Annotated in this window: 13 protein-coding genes and 2 pseudogenes; 6 read left to right on the forward strand and 9 right to left on the reverse strand. The window is 71.9% G+C overall.

Annotation, left to right across the window (positions count from 1 at the left end):
* A partial coding sequence (locus E1285_RS47805; RefSeq protein ID WP_132159044.1) for a macro domain-containing protein occupies window positions 1–405 on the forward strand: 405 nt, incomplete at its 5' end.
* A 280-nt stretch (window positions 406–685) separates the two neighbouring features.
* On the opposite strand, the gene dnaE is transcribed toward E1285_RS47805, so the two are convergent.
* Complete coding sequence (gene dnaE / locus E1285_RS35895) at window positions 686–4261, reverse strand: DNA polymerase III subunit alpha (protein WP_132159045.1); 3576 nt, start codon at window positions 4259–4261, stop codon at window positions 686–688.
* Window positions 4262–4350: 89 nt separating this feature from the next.
* On the opposite strand from dnaE, the gene E1285_RS35900 reads away from it, so the two are divergent.
* Complete coding sequence (locus E1285_RS35900) at window positions 4351–5289, forward strand: LysR family transcriptional regulator (RefSeq protein ID WP_132159046.1); 939 nt, start codon at window positions 4351–4353, stop codon at window positions 5287–5289.
* Between the two features lie 7 nt (window positions 5290–5296).
* Here the strand turns inward: E1285_RS35900 and E1285_RS48340 are convergent, their stop codons facing one another.
* The 3 genes from E1285_RS48340 to E1285_RS35910 all read right to left on the reverse strand — a co-directional run bounded on the left by E1285_RS48340 (window position 5297) and on the right by E1285_RS35910 (window position 8174).
* Window positions 5297–5419, reverse strand: a complete 123-nt coding sequence (locus E1285_RS48340; RefSeq protein ID WP_279510124.1) for a hypothetical protein — start codon at window positions 5417–5419, stop codon at window positions 5297–5299.
* A 52-nt stretch (window positions 5420–5471) separates the two neighbouring features.
* Window positions 5472–6965 (reverse strand): sodium-dependent transporter, encoded by a 1494-nt coding sequence (locus tag E1285_RS35905; RefSeq protein ID WP_132159047.1) that lies wholly within the window; start codon window positions 6963–6965, stop codon window positions 5472–5474.
* Window positions 6966–7073: 108 nt separating this feature from the next.
* The gene (locus E1285_RS35910; protein ID WP_132159048.1) at window positions 7074–8174 is read right to left on the reverse strand and encodes a hypothetical protein; all 1101 of its coding nucleotides are present in this window, start codon (window positions 8172–8174) and stop codon (window positions 7074–7076) included.
* Window positions 8175–8352: 178 nt separating this feature from the next.
* On the opposite strand from E1285_RS35910, the gene E1285_RS35915 reads away from it, so the two are divergent.
* Window positions 8353–8808 carry an acyl-CoA thioesterase gene (locus E1285_RS35915; RefSeq protein ID WP_132159049.1) on the forward strand — a complete coding sequence of 152 codons (456 nt, stop codon included), beginning with the start codon at window positions 8353–8355 and terminating at the stop codon, window positions 8806–8808.
* A gap of 23 nt (window positions 8809–8831) precedes the next feature.
* On the opposite strand, the gene E1285_RS35920 is transcribed toward E1285_RS35915, so the two are convergent.
* Window positions 8832–9503 (reverse strand): response regulator transcription factor, encoded by a 672-nt coding sequence (locus E1285_RS35920; RefSeq protein WP_132159050.1) that lies wholly within the window; start codon window positions 9501–9503, stop codon window positions 8832–8834.
* A 152-nt stretch (window positions 9504–9655) separates the two neighbouring features.
* Between E1285_RS35920 and E1285_RS35925 the strand changes: the two genes are divergently transcribed.
* Window positions 9656–10270, forward strand: coding sequence for a cupin domain-containing protein (locus E1285_RS35925; RefSeq protein WP_132159051.1), 615 nt, complete (start codon window positions 9656–9658; stop codon window positions 10268–10270).
* Here E1285_RS35925 and E1285_RS35930 read toward each other — a convergent pair.
* The 4 genes from E1285_RS35930 to E1285_RS35945 all read right to left on the reverse strand — a co-directional run bounded on the left by E1285_RS35930 (window position 10210) and on the right by E1285_RS35945 (window position 14538).
* Window positions 10210–11391: a hypothetical protein gene (locus E1285_RS35930; protein WP_132159052.1), complete on the reverse strand. Its 1182-nt coding sequence runs from the start codon at window positions 11389–11391 to the stop codon at window positions 10210–10212. The genes E1285_RS35925 and E1285_RS35930 overlap by 61 nt on opposite strands.
* Window positions 11388–12584: a glycosyltransferase gene (locus tag E1285_RS35935; protein ID WP_132159053.1), complete on the reverse strand. Its 1197-nt coding sequence runs from the start codon at window positions 12582–12584 to the stop codon at window positions 11388–11390. The genes E1285_RS35930 and E1285_RS35935 overlap by 4 nt, the downstream gene beginning before the upstream one ends.
* A 179-nt stretch (window positions 12585–12763) precedes the next feature.
* Entirely contained in the window at window positions 12764–13507 is a 744-nt protein-coding gene (locus E1285_RS35940; RefSeq protein WP_132159054.1) for a PIG-L deacetylase family protein, read from the reverse strand.
* Window positions 13508–13665: 158 nt separating this feature from the next.
* Complete coding sequence (locus E1285_RS35945) at window positions 13666–14538, reverse strand: LysR family transcriptional regulator (RefSeq protein ID WP_132159055.1); 873 nt, start codon at window positions 14536–14538, stop codon at window positions 13666–13668.
* 188 nt (window positions 14539–14726) lie between these two features.
* Between E1285_RS35945 and E1285_RS47810 the strand changes: the two are divergent.
* A pseudogene (locus E1285_RS47810) lies at window positions 14727–14879 on the forward strand (hypothetical protein); the annotation flags it as partial.
* Between the two features lie 58 nt (window positions 14880–14937).
* A pseudogene (locus E1285_RS47815) lies at window positions 14938–15216 on the forward strand (hypothetical protein); the annotation flags it as partial.

Here is a 15216-nt window from a genome sequence, read left to right on the forward strand (position 1 = left end):
GGCAAGGGGTTCGTTCTGGCGCTGTCCAAGCGCTGGCCCGAGCCCGAAGCGGCCTACCGGCGCTGGCATCGCGATCGCGCCGCCAACGACTTCGGGCTGGGTGCGACGCAGCTCGTTCAGGTCCGACCCGACATCTGGGTCGCCAACATGATCGGCCAGCACGGCGTCAAGCCCGGTCGAAGCTCCGGGCCGCCGATCCGCTACGAGGCGGTGGAGCAGTGTCTCCGCCGCCTGGCCGCGCAGGTCGCCGACCTCGAAGCGACCGTCCACATGCCCCGCATCGGCTGCGGCCTCGCCGGCGGACGATGGGACCGCATCGAACCCTTGATCGTCAGCCGGCTCACCGAACCCGGGATCCCCGTGACCGTCTACGACATGGGGGACGCCGGGGCTTCTACTCGGTGAGCCACTGGCGCATCAGTGAGAAGTCCGTCTCGGTGAGGCCGGTGTGCGGGTCGATTCGATGCAGGAGCGCCCTTCCCGCATGGTGTTTCGTGACCCATCGCCGATCGACGTCGGTGATCTCATCGTCGAGCCAGATGAACGGGCGTCCGGCTGCCCAGTGGGTGAGGCACATCGTCTTCCAGTGCAGGCCGTCTGGCGGGTCCTCGTCGGTGTCGGGCCAGTCGACGACGGGCAGCTCGGGAGAACACCGAGCGAAAGTAGCACCGGCGGGACGGTCCGTTTACGGGCGGGTTATCGAGTCTGGGCCCAGTAGGGACTTTATGTCGCTGAAGAAGGATGCGGTTGGAGTGACCTGGAAGGGGGCCAGGTTGAACAGGACGTTCGTCCGGGTGCGGCGGAGGAGGAGGTGTACCGGGGCTGGGCCGGGGTGGTCGTGGAGGATCTGTTTCAGGTCTTGGACGAGGTGCGGTGTGGTGCGGGACTCCGCGAGTGTGATCACGACGGGCGGTTCGGCGGTGGCCGGGCCGGACACGTCCAGGACGGTCACCTCCTCGGCGTAGACGCTGATCGTGTCGTCTCGTACGTTGATCCGGCCCTGCAGCGTCACCACGAGGTCTTCGGCCAGGGCCTCGCCGTACAGCAGGTACGTCTTCGGGAAGACGAGGCATTCCACGGAGGCGTCGTGGTCCTCCAGGGTGACGATCGCCCATGGGCTGCCCTGTTTGGTGACCTTGCGCTGGAGGGCGGAGACGATGCCGCTGAGGCGGACCCGTCCGTCCGGCCGGCCGGAGGCGAGCAGTTCGGCGACCGTGCGGTCGCGGTGGCGGCTCAGGATCGCCTCGGCGCCGTCGAGCGGGTGGCTCGACACGTAGAGGCCGAGCATTTCGCGTTCGTAGGCGAGGAGGGTTGATTTGTCCCATTCACCCTCTGGGATGGGGACGGCGAGCCCGCCGCCGTCCGGTGCCGTGGTGGCGCCGAACAGGGTGTCCTGCCCGTGCGCCTCACGCCGCTTGACCTCTACCACCGCGTCGGCGGCCTGTTCGTGGACGGCGACGATGGCCTTGCGGTGGTGGCCGAGGCCGTCGTAGGCGCCCGCTTTCGCCAGGGATTCGAGTACCCGCTTGTTGCATACCTGGGCGGGCACTTTGGCCAGGAAGTCGTCGAATGAGGTGTAGGCGCCCTTTCCCTCGCGGGTCCGGACGATCGCGTCCACGACGCCCGCGCCGACGTTGCGGACGGCGCCGAGGCCGAACCGGACGTCGTATCCGGCGGCGGCGAAGTCGAGCACGCTCTGGTTCACGTCCGGCGGCAGGACGCGGATGCCGAGGCGGCGGCAGTCGGACAGGTAGACGCCCATCTTGTCCTTGTCGTCCCCGACCGAGCTGAGGAGGGCGGCCATGTACTCGGCGGGGAAGTTCGCCTTGAGGTAGGCCGTCCAGTAGGAGACAAGCCCGTATCCGGCCGTGTGGGATTTGTTGAAGCCGTAGCCGCTGAACGGGACGAGCACGTCCCACACCGCCTTGACGGCGTCGTCGGAGAAGCCGCTTTCCCGCATCCCGGACGAGAACCGTTCCCATTCGGCGTCCAGGACCTCTTTCTTCTTCTTGCCCATGGCGCGGCGCAGCATGTCGGCGGCGCCGAGCGAGTAGCCGGCGAGCTGCTGGGCGATGGCCATGACCTGTTCCTGGAAGACGACCAGGTGGAAGGTGTCGCCCAGGATCGGCTCCAGGGCGTCCTTCAGTTCCGGGTGGATGGGTTCGACCTTCTGTCGTCCCGTCTTGCGCAGCGCGTAGTTGGTGTGGGCGTCCATCTCCATCGGGCCGGGGCGGTACAGGGCGTTCACGGCGGCGATGTCGGTGAAGGTGGTCGGGCGCATCATCCGCAGGAGGACGCGCATGCCGCCGCTGTCGAGCTGGAAGACGCCGAGCGTGTCGCCGCGTGCGAGCAGCTCGTAGGTCTTCGGGTCGTCGAGCGGCGCGGTGCGGACGTCCACGTCGATGCCCCGGTTCGCCTTGACGCCCGCGACGGCGTCGTGGATGACCGTGAGGTTGCGCAGGCCGAGGAAGTCCATCTTGAGCAGGCCCATGTCCTCGGCCTGCGTGAACGGGAAGCCGGTGACGACGGGCCCGTCGGCCTTCGGGCGGGCGAGGGGCAGCACGTCCAGCAGCGGTTCCGACGACAGGATCACTCCGGCGGCGTGCACGCCCGTTCCGCGGGTGAGGCCCTCGACGCCGACGGCCGTGTCGAGGACGCGTTTGACGTCCGGTTCGTCCGCGTACATCCGGCGGAGTTCGGCGGCCTCGCCGTGCCGCCGGTGGGACGCGTCGTGGATGGCGGACAGCGGGATCTCCTTGCCGCCCTCGGCCGCCGGGAACGCCTTGGTGATGCGGTCGCCGAGCGCGTACGGGAGGCCGAGCACGCGGCAGGCGTCCTTCGCCGCCGCCTTCGCCTTGATGGTGCCGAACGTGACGATCTGGCACACGCGGTCGGTGCCGTACCGGCGGGTGACGTAGTCGATCATCTCCTCGCGGCGGCGGTCGTCGAAGTCGAGGTCGACGTCCGGCATCGTGATCCGCTCGGGGTTGAGGAACCGCTCGAAGATCAGCCGGTGCTCGATGGGGTCCAGTTCGGTGATGCCGACGCAGTACGCGACCATGGATCCGGTGGCCGAGCCGCGTCCGGGGCCGAGGCCGATGCCGGTCTCGCGGGCGTGGCGGCAGATGTCGGCGACGACGAGGAAGTAGCCGGGGAACCCCATGTCGCCGATGACGGACAGTTCGTAGTCGATCCGGTCGAGGACGTCCTGTGGCGGTTCGTCCCCATAGCGGTGCCGGGCGCCCCGGAGGGTCTCGGCGCGCAGCCACGACGCCTCGGTCTCGCCGTCCGGGACGGGGAAGCGCGGCATCAGGTCGCGGTGGGCGAACACCTCGCCGTAGTCGCCGGTGCGTTCGGCGATCAGGAGCGTGTTGTCGCAGGCGCCGGGCACCTCCGCGTCCCACATGGCCCGCATCTCCGCCGCCGGTTTGATGTAGTAGCCGCTGCCGCCGAACCGGAAGCGGTTCTCGTCCGCGAGCCGCTTGCCGGTGCCGATGCACAGCAGTGCGTCGTGCGCCTCGGCCTGGCTCTCGGTGACGTAGTGGGAGTCGTTCGTGGCCAGGGGCGGGATGTCCAGTTCCCTGCCGAGCCTGATCAGGTCTTCGCGGACGCGGCGTTCGATCGGGAGGCCGTGGTCCATCAGTTCCAGGTAGTAGTTCCCGGGGCCGAAGATGTCGCGGTACCGGGCGGCGGCGTCGACCGCCTCCCCGTACTGGCCGAGCCGCAGCCGCGTCTGCACCTCGCCGGACGGGCAGCCGGTCGTCGCGATGAGGCCCGCCCCGTGCTCGGCGAGCAGTTCGTCGTCCATGCGCGGATACTTCTGGACGTGCCCCTCCAGCCACGCGCGGGACTGGAGCCGGAACAGGTTCCGCAGGCCCGCCGCGTCCGCGGCCCACATCGTCATGTGCGTGTAGAGGCCCCGTCCGGACACGTCGCCGCCCGCGCCGGTCGTCTCGTCCGACTTGCGCAGGGACGGGTCGTCGCTCCAGAACACGGGCTTGCGGTGGTGCCGGGACGCGGGCGCCACGTACGCCTCGATGCCGATGACCGGCTTCACCCCTGCCTTGCCCGCCGCGTGGAAGAACTCGTAGGCGCCGTGCACGTTGCCGTGGTCGCTCATCGCGACCGCGGGCATGCCCTGCCGCGCGACCTCGTCCATCAGCGGGCCGACCTTCGCGGCGCCGTCGAGCATCGAGTACTCGGTATGGACATGCAGATGGACGAACGAGTCCACGACCCCTCCTGGTTGTCGCTGAACCATGCGGCGCACGTATTCGACCCGCCGGTAGACTCCCCCGTCCAACAATCGACACGCGCACTCCGACAAGCAGCGGTTGTAGGAGGAGCTGGATGGACCTGGACCTCGGCGCGGTGCGCGCCTTCATCGCCGTCGTCGACGACCGCCACTTCGGCGACGCCGCCGCCCGGCTCGGCATCAGCCAGCAGGCCGTCTCCAAGCGCGTCGCCAGGCTGGAGGCCGACCTCGGCACGCCGCTCCTGAACCGCGCCCGCGGCGGCGCCGAACCCACCGACGACGGCACGTACTTCCTCGTCCACGCCCGCACGCTCGTCGACCTCGCCGACCGCACGGTGGACCTGGTCCGCAACCGGAACCGCGCGCTCCGGGTGGACGTGATGAGGACGCGGGTGGCGTCGGCCGACCTGATCAGGCGGTTCCACGAGACGGCGCCCGATGTGGAGATCGACATCGTGATCTCCAGCGACGGACTCCTCGCCGGGCTGCCCGCCCTCACGCGCGGCTCGATCGACGCGTTCATCAGCCGCGCCACCGGGGACCTCGGCGAGATCCAGGCGCTGCCCGCCTACCTGGAGCCCATGCACGTCCTCGTCGGACGCGAGCACCCCCTCGCCGCCGCGGAACGGGTCCCGATGGCCGACCTCGCGGGGATGAGCGCGTGGATCCCGGGCGCCCGGCGGCCCGAGACCGAGTGGGCGGACTTCTACCGCGAGCTGAGCGCGGAGTTCGGCGTCGTGATCGACACCTCGGGCCCCTCCTTCGGCTGGGACGACGAGGTGGACCGGATCGCCGCGTCCCGCGACCTGTTCACCTTCGTCGGCGAACGCGTCCGCATCCCGTGGAACCCCGGCATCGTCCAGATCCCGATCGTCGACCCGACCGTCGTGTTCCCCTGGTCGCTGCTGTGGCACCCGCGGAACCGCCACCCGGTCCTGCCGCGCCTCATCGCGCACCTCCGCGACGGCTTCCGCCCGTACCGTCCCGGCCGCGAGTGGCTCCCGCCCGCCGACCGCCCCGCCTGCACCCGCTGATCGGACCTCACGCCGGGTTCGCGGGGCGCTTCTCGCGGTCCTTCTTGACCGCCCAGAGCAGCAGCAGGATCAGCGCCAGCACGTCGCCGCCGAGGAACACGATCGTCCACACCAGTACTTCGGCGTCCACGGTCTCTCCTTTCTCACCTGCCGAACCCAGGTATCGGCCCCAGGTATCGGACCTAGGAAGAAGTCGCGTCGTCGCCGTCCGCGGTCCGCGCGGGGGCGGTCATGGGCCCGCTGCCGATCCGGGCGGCGAAGATGTTGTTCAGCGCGTACAGGATCACGAACAGCAGGGTCCACTGGAGCAGCAGCGTGGCGACGCTGAACGTGACGAAGGGGTTCCACCAGTCGTCGGGGGCGAACTCGTCGATCGCCCGGAAGATCCACCAGCCGATCACGATGGCGAACATCGCAGGGAACAACCGGATCAGCCACGGCCACCACGCCCGGATGCGGAAGTCGCTGTCGGCGTCCATCGCCGCCCGCGCCCGCTCCAGCCCGTACTTCATCATCGCGATCGCCGCCAGCAGACCGCTGATCAGCAGCGCGACCCCCCACACGAAGTCCTGGTTGGCGAAGAACTCCAGGCTGAGGGCCGAGGGGATGCCGGCGACCGCGGTCACGGCGACCACCAGCCCGACCGCGCGCCGGCGACCCATTCCGGCGTCCATGACGTTGCGGGTGGCGAGCTCGGCCATGGCGATCAGGCTGGAGAGCCCCGCCAGGGCCAGCGCCAGGAAGAACAGCACCCCGAACACCGCGCCGCCGGGCATCTCGCCGAAGAGCTGCGGGAAGAAGATGAAGGCCAGGCCCTCGTTGCCCTCGGTGGCCTGGGCGATCTGCCGCGGCTCGCCCAGCGCGTACAGCGCGCCGATGACCGCGATGCCGCCGAGCAGCGAGGCCAGCAGGTTCCCCGCGCACACCACGGCGGCGTTGAGGCCGAAGTCCTCGCCCTTGCGCATGTAGACCGCGTAGGTCAGGTAGAGGCCCCACCCGGCGCCGGTGGAGAAGGCCATCTGGGTGAACGCCTCAAGCCAGAGCCGGGCGTCGCCGAGCCGGCCCCACTCGGGCACATAGAGGTGCCGCAGCCCCTCCTCCGCTCCGTCCAGCGTCAGCGCTCGGGCCGCCAGGACGGCAAGGATCACGAACAGGGTCGGGATGGCCCATTTGAGGATCCATTCGAAGCCGCGTTTGAGTCCCCGGGCCACGATGAAGCCCACCAGGCCGATGGCGATCAGATGGAACAGGATCGTCTGCCAGGGAGTGGAGGTGAAGCCGTCCCACAGCGCCTGGGTGTCGCGCCCGTCGTCGAAGGTCCCGGTGGCCGAGTAGGCCACGTAGCGCAGCGTCCAGCCGCAGACCACCGAGTAGTAGAACATGATGCCGATGGTGACGAACCCCATGTAGGCGCCCATCCAGGCGAACCTGCGTCCCATGAAGTCGCGGAAGGCGCCCACCGTCCCGAGCCTGCTCTTGGAGCCCATGAACGATTCGGCCATCAGGATCGGGATCGCCCACATCAGGTTGGCCACGACGAGGGCCACGAGGAAAGCGCCCCCGCCCCATTCGGCCGCGACCCGGGGGAATCGCCACAGGTTCCCGGTGCCCACGGCCATCCCGATCGCCGCGGCGACGAAGGAGAGCCTGCTGCCGAACACTTCCCTGGCCGCCATCGGGGGGCACCTCCGGTAATCGGTTCCGCCGTCGCCCCCGATGCGACACGACCGTTTCAGTACCGGACGGCGCCGCTGTGTGGACCATTACCCAGCAGCCGGTGTGGCTCAAGCGCGAATTGGCAACGGTTGTGCATCCGGTCGGTTCACAGGCTCTTCCGGGCAGCGGGTGCAGGCGTCCCGCCGCCGGTAGTAGTACGCCATCGCGGCACCGGCGAGCAGCGGGCCCCAGAGGGCCAGCGGTACGAACGCCACGACGCCGAGCGGATCGAGTTCGCCCTTGGCGGCGCTCACGGCGACGAAGACGCTGAGGAGGACGAGCATCACCGAGACCGTGAGCGCCGCGAAGGTCGGTCCGGCTACCGGGATGGAGCGGCCGTGGAGCGCGGGAACCCATCTCGGCCACACCTCGCCCCACGGGCGGATGAGGCCGCGGGTCAGGATCGCACCGCCCTCCGAGGCGAAGCCGAGCAGGACGCCGGTGATCCAGATCCCCCAGCCCGCGCCGTCGGGGAAGGCGATCGGCCAGGGAGTGAACCAGGTCAGGCGGGCGAGCCCGTACGGCAGCGGCATGAGTGCCGCCATGATGGTGACCTTGCGTCCCCAGCGTGCGGCGGACTCCGGGCTGGTCCATGCGGCGCCGGGCCGTCCGCAGGTGGCGCAGCGACCGTTGCCCACCCGGTAGGACGTCACCGTCAGGGCGGCCCAGATGAGGCTGCCCACCACGGCGAACATCGCCCAGTGCGCCCCTTTGATCACCACGATGACGGCGGCGAAGAGCAGCCCGGCGGCCACCGGCGTCCCCACCATCGCAGACGTGCCCTTGATCCCGAGGCGGAACGCGCGCGACAGCAGTGCCGCGATCAGGGCCGGTGGTCCGGCGAACGCGAGGGCGTAGGCGAGGGCGAGCAGCGGCATGTGTCCCGATGCGGCGAGGCAGAGCCCGGTGAGCCCGGCCGCGAGGACCAGCAGGGGCAGCCGCAGGGGCGTCGACCGCGGCCGGTGGCGCAGGCCGAGCGCGACGGCGGCGCCGAGACCGCCGATCACCGGTAGCCAGGCGGCCCCGAACTCGAAGGCGAGCGGGGGACCGTCGGCATCGCCTCCGCCGAGCAGGAAAGCCGACGGCTGGAGCGTCCACCACAGCCCCAGCCCGGCCGTCACCACCGACCAGCAGGTCGCCAGCAGAGTGGTCCACCGATGCGCGTTCATTGTTCTCCCTCTCAGGCCCGCGGGACGCCTTTCATCGTCGAATCGGGCGCGCTGCCGCACATCACCCGCGAGGACCTCGGAGGTCACCCGTGCGGGGCAGGCGCGCCATGCAAAGCGCGGCCGCGAACTCCCCCACGCGGGGGAAGCAGAAGCAACGGTTACTTGCGAGCCTTCATGAATGGAGCGGGAGCAGGCGGTCGGCCAGGTACCCATTTCGGTGTTCTCGGCATCGGTCCGGCCGCGACATTGCGACGCGCAGGGCATGCTGCACGCCAGCCGCTACTACGAATACTTCGAGGACGCGTTCCTCACCTGGCTCGACGCGCACATCGGCGGCTACGAGGCGCTTCGCGCGACCGGTATCGACATGGTGGTGGTCGCGAGCGGCTGCGAGCACCGCCACGGCGCGGCCCTCGGTGAACGGCTCGCGATCGAGGTACGGCCGTCCGCCGCGGGCCGGACCTCCCTGTCGATGGCCTTCACCGTCCGGGGCGACGCCGGACACGCGCTCGCGGACGGGCACACGACCTACGTGGCGGTATCCAGCGGCGGCGCGGTCGCCCTGCCCGAACGGCTGCGTGCCCTCACCGCGAACCTCCCCCGCAGGCGGCGCGGCGGCGGGAACGAGCCGTAGCCCGGCGCCGGCCGGAGCCGGGCTCATGTGTCGTGCCAGTGCGGTGCCACCAAGCCCGTCTCGTAGGCGAAGACCACCAGTTGGGCGCGGTTGCGCACGTCCAGTTTCGTCATCGCGCGGCTGACGTGGCTGCGGACCGTGGCGACGCTGAGGAACAGACGACGGGCGATCGAGTCGTTGTCCAGGCCCTGGGCGACCATGGTGACGACCTCCCGTTCCCGGTCGGTGAGGGCGGCGCGACAGCGGTGGCCGGGTTGCGGTGGTTTGGCGCGGCGGGCGTACTCCGCCACCAGGCGGCGGGTCACGCCGGGGGAGAGCACCGCGTCGCCGGCGGCCGAGACCCGCACCGCGTGGATCAGCTCCTCCGGGCTGCAGTGCTTGTCGAGGAAGCCCCGGGCGCCCGAGCGGAGCGCCTCGAAGACGTACTCGTCCAGCTCGGACGTCGCGAGGATGACGATCTTCACGGCCGCGGTCGCCGGGTCGGCGGCCAGCGCCCGGGTCGCTTCCAGACCGTTCAGTCCCGGCAGCTGGACGTCCATCAGCACCACGTCCGGCATGGTCGCGCGGACCTGGTCGAGCGCCGCCCGTCCGTCGCCGGCCTCACCGGCGATCTCGATGTCGCCGGCGGCGCCGAGGATGGCGGCGAAGCCGCCACGGACGAGGGGCTGGCCGTCGGCGAGCAGTACCCGCGTCACGGGTCCTCCTCGGGCGGAGGCGAGGCGGCGGTCACCGTCCGGACGGCCGCCGAGGGCCGGGCGTGCTCGACGTGTGCGCTACTCGATTTGTGCAGGGCCGGTTGCTCCCCCTGGCCGATGCGCGAACCGGACCGCCGCTCCACCCTGAAGGCATGACTGCAGTGACTCCGCATCCCGGTTCCGACGCCGAGCTGATCGTGAACCCCGCCAGCGGGGAGCGGATCCGGATCCGGCCCGCCGTCGAAGGACAGGTCGAGGACGTGCTGGTCTGGGACCTGTGGCTGGCTCCGGGCGGGCACGTGCCGAGCGGGCATGTCCATCCGCGGCAGTCCGAGGTCTTCCACGTCCGCCGGGGGAGGCTCCGCTTCCGGGTGGGTCTCTTTCGGTCCGCCGTCGTGGGCCCGGGCCAGTCGCTGCGGGTCCCGCCCGGCCTCCCGCACCACTTCTCGACCGTCGGGGACACCGAAGTCCACGCCGTCGTGGAGACCAGCCCCCGGCTGGAGATGGAGGCGCTGCTGCGGGTGGCGGCCCGGCTGGCCGCCGACGAGCGGGGCCGGGCGCGGCGGCTGCCCCGGCCGCTGGACCTGCTGCTGTTCATGGACGACTTCCGGGCGGAGGTCCGGGCGCCGTACCTTCCCGCGGCGCCGGTGCGCCGGACGGTGGCCGTCCTGGCCCGGCTGGTCCGCGGGTTCGGACTGGACCGGCATTACCGCAGGACGCGGTCGTCGTCCGGTGCCCCGAGCGCCCGTGCGAAGGCCTCCAGGTAGCTCGGATCGCCGCCGTCGCGCCGCAGGACCCAGTACTCGGCTCCCCAGAACAGGTAGGTGTCCAGGTCGACGCCGGACCGGGCCGCCCAGTCCCGCCAGCGGGCGTAGTTCGCGATCACCCGCTCGGGCGGGCAGCTGGCGGCGCTCAGGCCGGCCGGGTCCGGTGGGACGGTGACCGCCTCCCACGGCTCGGCCTGGCCCTCGGTGACCATCACCCGGCGGCCGGACCCGGTGGCCCGGCGCAGCACCCGCCGGCGCCGCGCGCGGGGCAGCAGCCCGTCGGCGCCGTCGAGGTAGAGGCTCCAGGACCCCGCCGCGCCGAGCGCGTGCCGGGGGTAGGAGTCGATCCCGACGATGTCGCCGAGATCCAGGGCGACGTCCACGGAGTCGCCCTGGTCACGCGTCCGCCACCACTGGTGGGCGGTCACGGGCGTCGACATCGGCAGGAAGCCGTTCAGCAGGACGGGGCGCGTGGGGTCGGCCAGGCGGACGGCCGCGACCTCCTGCTCCACGAACGCGCGCGAGAGGCGCCACGAGTGCTCCATTCCCAGCGGGTCGACGGCGTCGTGCTCGACCTGCCAGGCGATGATCGAGGACCGCCCGGCGTAGCGGTCGACCAGGTCGGCGAGGTGCGCGGTGGCGGCGTTCAGCAGGGGCGGGTGCGTCCCGGGGGTGATCAGCCGGCCCTCGGGCAGCGGCGCGTCCAGGAGGTACGGCGGGACGAAGTACTCCGGATAGCCGAAGGACTTGACCGCCCCCAGATTGACGATGATCTTCTTGCCGGCGCGCTCGGCCGCCTCCATCTGCCAGTCGAGCTCCTCGTGGTCACGGACGCCGGGAGCCGGTGCGATCCGGTCCCAGTACGCCGCCAGTCGGACGACCTCGTACGGGAAGTCGAGCAGTGTCTTGAGCGTCTCGCGCGGGTCGAGGGCGAGGTCCTCGCACTGGCGCGGCCGGAAGCTGAGCCCGAGCCGGACCCCGTCCCGTGGCGGGACGGGGACGGTCCGCCAGCGGTCCGTGAGGCGGCGGTCGGCCGGCCCCGCCCGGAGTTCGCTCAGCAGCGACACGGCGGCCGCGGCGCCGACACCGGCCAGGGTTCGGTTGAGGATCGTGCGGGTCATCGGACCTCCTTCGCGAGGGTCATGATCAGGTCGGTGGTCAGCGCCGCCGCGTCCGGGCGTCCGGCCCGGCGCGCTCCTTCGCGCAGCCGGTGCAGCAGGACCGGGTCGGCGCGCAGGCGGCCGGCGGCGGCGGCCAGGTCGCGGGTGGAGTCGACGGCGAGGCCGGCGCCGGCCCGGACGACGTGCTCGCGGTTGCCGGCCTCCTGGCCGGGGAGGTGCCCGGCGACCAGCAGGGGGAGCCCGAGGGCGGCGGCCTCGGCGATGATGCCGGGGCCCGCCTTGGTGACCAGGACGTCGGCGGCGCTCATGCGGGCGGCCATGTCGTCGACGAAGCCGGTCACGATGAGGCGCCGTCCCGCCGGGGGAGTCAGCCGGGCGAGCCGCCGGCGGAGCCGCTCGTTGCGCCCGCACACCACCAGGACGTCCACGTCCGCCGGACCGGTCACCAGGGCGCGGGCCCACCGGCCGGTCCCTCGGGAGCCCTCGCCACCGCCGTTCACCATCACGACGAACCGGCCCGGATCCAGCCCGAGCCTTCGCCGGGCGCGGTCACGCTCCAGGGAGACGCCGGGGTCGGTGAACTGGCGTCGCACCGGCAGCCCGAAGAGATGTTCTCCGGCGGTGGGACGGGAGGCGCCGGCCGCTTTCCGGGCGAGGCCCGGCCGCGGCGCGACGAGGTGATCCGCGTCCGGGTGCCACCAGGTGCCGTGCGGACGGCCCAGGTCGGTGACGACGCTGACCACCCGGGCGTGGTGCCCCCGGCGTGCGGCGGTGGCCGGCGCGACCAGCAGCGGATGGAGCACGGCGACCACGTCGGGGTCGTGGTGCGCGAAGGCCTCGGCGAGCGGCCGCCGGACGGCCCGGGTCACCAGCGCACTCAGCAGCCGGCGGACCGGCCCGATGTCCGTGCCGTGGAACAGCGGCCCCCACACGAAGGGCGCATGCCGGACCAGCGGGCCGTACAGGCGCGCGATCCCGGCGACCGGGCGCGGGGCGGCCGGCCCGGTCAGCGGGTCGAGCGCGACGCTGGTCACCTGCGCGCCGTACCGGTGGGCGAGCTCCTCCCGGAGGGCCTCGGTGCTGGCGCGGTGACCGCCGCCGGTGTCCGCGGTGAGAAGAAGGACCCGGGCCGGGGGTACCGAGTGCGCCGCGCTGTGCGCCGGCGGGTCGGGGCGGGTGACCGCGGTCGTCATCGTCGGGTTTCCTCCTCGCCGCTCGGTTTCCCGGCCAGCATGGCGACGGGCACCGGGACGGGCATCCGCTGAGGGGCTGAACCGTCTCTACCTCCGCTGGGGTACGCCGAGGCCTCGGCGGGGCAGCGCGCACGCCACCACCGTCGCCACCGCCACCACCACCACCGCCGCCACCGTCGTCACCGCGACCGGCCCGGCCATATACACCCGGTGGCCGCCGAAGCGGCCGGGGGACCGATGAACCATTCGTGGCCGAACACCCAGCGGAAGACCGGCGCGGGGAGCCGCAGGCAGCGCACCAGTGCCCGGTCCCCGCCCATCGTGGGCGAGGACTGGCTGACATGAGCGCGCAACGCGGCCCGCTTCGCCTCGGCGTGCCGCCGCACATCGACGCGGTGGGTGATCAGCCGGGGCGAGGAGTAGGCGAACGGCATGGTGGCCTCCAGGACGCGCGGAGTTCGGGCCAGGCGGGCCGCTTCGGCCCCCACCCGGTGTGCCCGGCGGTGATCCCGGTGGCCGTATCCACCGCCCTCGTCGTCGGTGATGAGGACCTCGGCCCCTTCCTCGCGCAGGACGTCGGCGAGCCGGGCGGCGGCGTCCGCGAGCGGCGCGCGGACGAAGCGCGTACGTCCCGGCGGATCCGCGGGCACGGCCGGCCCGGCGCCGCTGTCGGCGTAGCCGAGGTGGACGAGACGGTGCACGCCGAGCAGCCGCGCCGCCTGGCGCACCTCGTCCCGCCGGACGAGTCCGAGCGGCGTGTCCGGCGTCAGGGGGACACGGGTCTGGCCCAGTTCCCCATCGGTGGCGACCACCAGCACCACCCGGTGCCCCTGCCCGGCGGCACGTGCCATGGTCCCGGCGGTCAGCAGCGCCTCGTCGTCGGGATGGGCGTGGAAGACGGCCAGGGTCCGGCCCTCAGACATCGCAGTGACGCGGTCGCGTGAAGGCGGTGAGTGCTTTGGGCGTGACCATGCCCCCAGCGTGCAGACCGGTTCTCCGTCCGGCGTCGTCCGGCTGAGGTGACACCACGTACTCCACCTGAGGTAGCCGCGCCCGCCCGCAGGGCCGAGGCCGCCTCTTGCTACGCGATCTCGTCCAGCGACGAGAGGAACGCCTGGGTCGCCGGGCTGGGGTTGAACTCGCTCCAGGCCAGGAACTCGACCCGGAGGGGCCCGTTGTCGACCGGGATCGTCGCCAGGTCCGGGTAGTCACCGGTGACGGCCGAGGGCAGTAGCGCGATCGCCAGGCCGTGGCGCACGATCTGGATCTGCAGGTCCAGCGCCATGGCTTCGAACGCGACGTCGCGCGCCAGGTTCTCCGCCGCGAAGGCGCGGTCGCTCTGGGCCCGGCCGGGCGTCCGGACGGGGAAGTCGACGAAGGTCTCGCGGGCGAGCTGCCGGAGGCTGACCTGAGCTTCCCGGGCCAGGTCATGGGCGGGCGGCACGACGGCGACCAGCCGGTCGCGGGCCAGTTCCCGGAAGCGCACGCCCCGGGGCCGGTCGCCCTCCGGCAGCCCGAGCACGGCGACTTCGAGGTCCCCGGCCGCGACCTGCGCCGCGAGGTCGTCGCTGCGGTCCACGCGGAGGCTGATCCGCACCCCGGGATGCCGCTCGCGGAAGTGCCGCAGCGCGGCGGGCATGTCGATGGCCGCGACGGCGGGGATGACGCCCACCGCGAGCCGGCCGCGCACCAGGCCCGCCGCGGCGGCGGCGTCGGTGGCGGCACGCTCCGCCGCTTCGAGCGCCTGCCGGGCCGGGGGGAGGAATGCCTCACCGGCGGCGGTGATCTCGACGCGGCGGCTGGTGCGGGCGAACAGCTTCACGCCGAGCTCGCGCTCCAGGTTCGCGACCTGATGGCTCAGTGCCGACTGCACGACGAAGCAGTGCTCGGCGGCGCGGGTGAAGTTGCGGGTCTCCGCCACGGCGATGACGTACCGGAGCTGCTGCAGGTCCATCGATCGATCTTATTTCGAGATGGATCTGATGATGATCAAGTGTTGGACGCCCGGCCGCGCCGACGCGGAGACTTGAATGTCGAGAAGGAGGCGAAATGGCACAGGTCGCGAGTGGGGGCACGCGGCTCTCGCTGGACAAGCGGGCGATGACGCGGCGGACCGGGCTGATGCTCCCTGCCGCCATGCCCATGGACGCATGGGTGGACGTCGGCAGGCAGATCGCCGTCATCGCGGACGCGTCCGCGTGGTGGCTCGGCGACTGGCTCGTCTACGGCCAGGACTCCTACCCGGATCGCTACCAGCGCGGCGTCGAACGGACGGGGCTGTCGTACAAGACCCTGAGGAACTACGCCTGGATCGCCCGGCGCTTTCCGCCGTCCCGCCGGCGCGACGCCCTCCATGCAGCACCACGCGGAGGTCGCGTCACTGGACGACGACGAGCAGGATTCCTGGCTCGACCGGACCGAGCTGGAAAAGTGGCCGGTACACCGCCTCAGGACGCACCTGCGCCGCCGCCGCTCCGCCGCGGGCGCCGAGGACGAACCAGCGCTGGTCCTGAAAATGCAGATCACCCCGGAGCGCCGCCGGAGCTGGGAAAAAGCCGCGGAAACCGCCGGAGCCGACTTGATCTTCTGGGCGTCCCAGGTTCTCGACCAGGCCGCACGGACGAACGGCGAC

The sequence above is a fragment of the Actinomadura sp. 7K507 genome (assembly GCF_004348425.1).
Classification (GTDB): Bacteria; Actinomycetota; Actinomycetes; order Streptosporangiales; family Streptosporangiaceae; genus Spirillospora.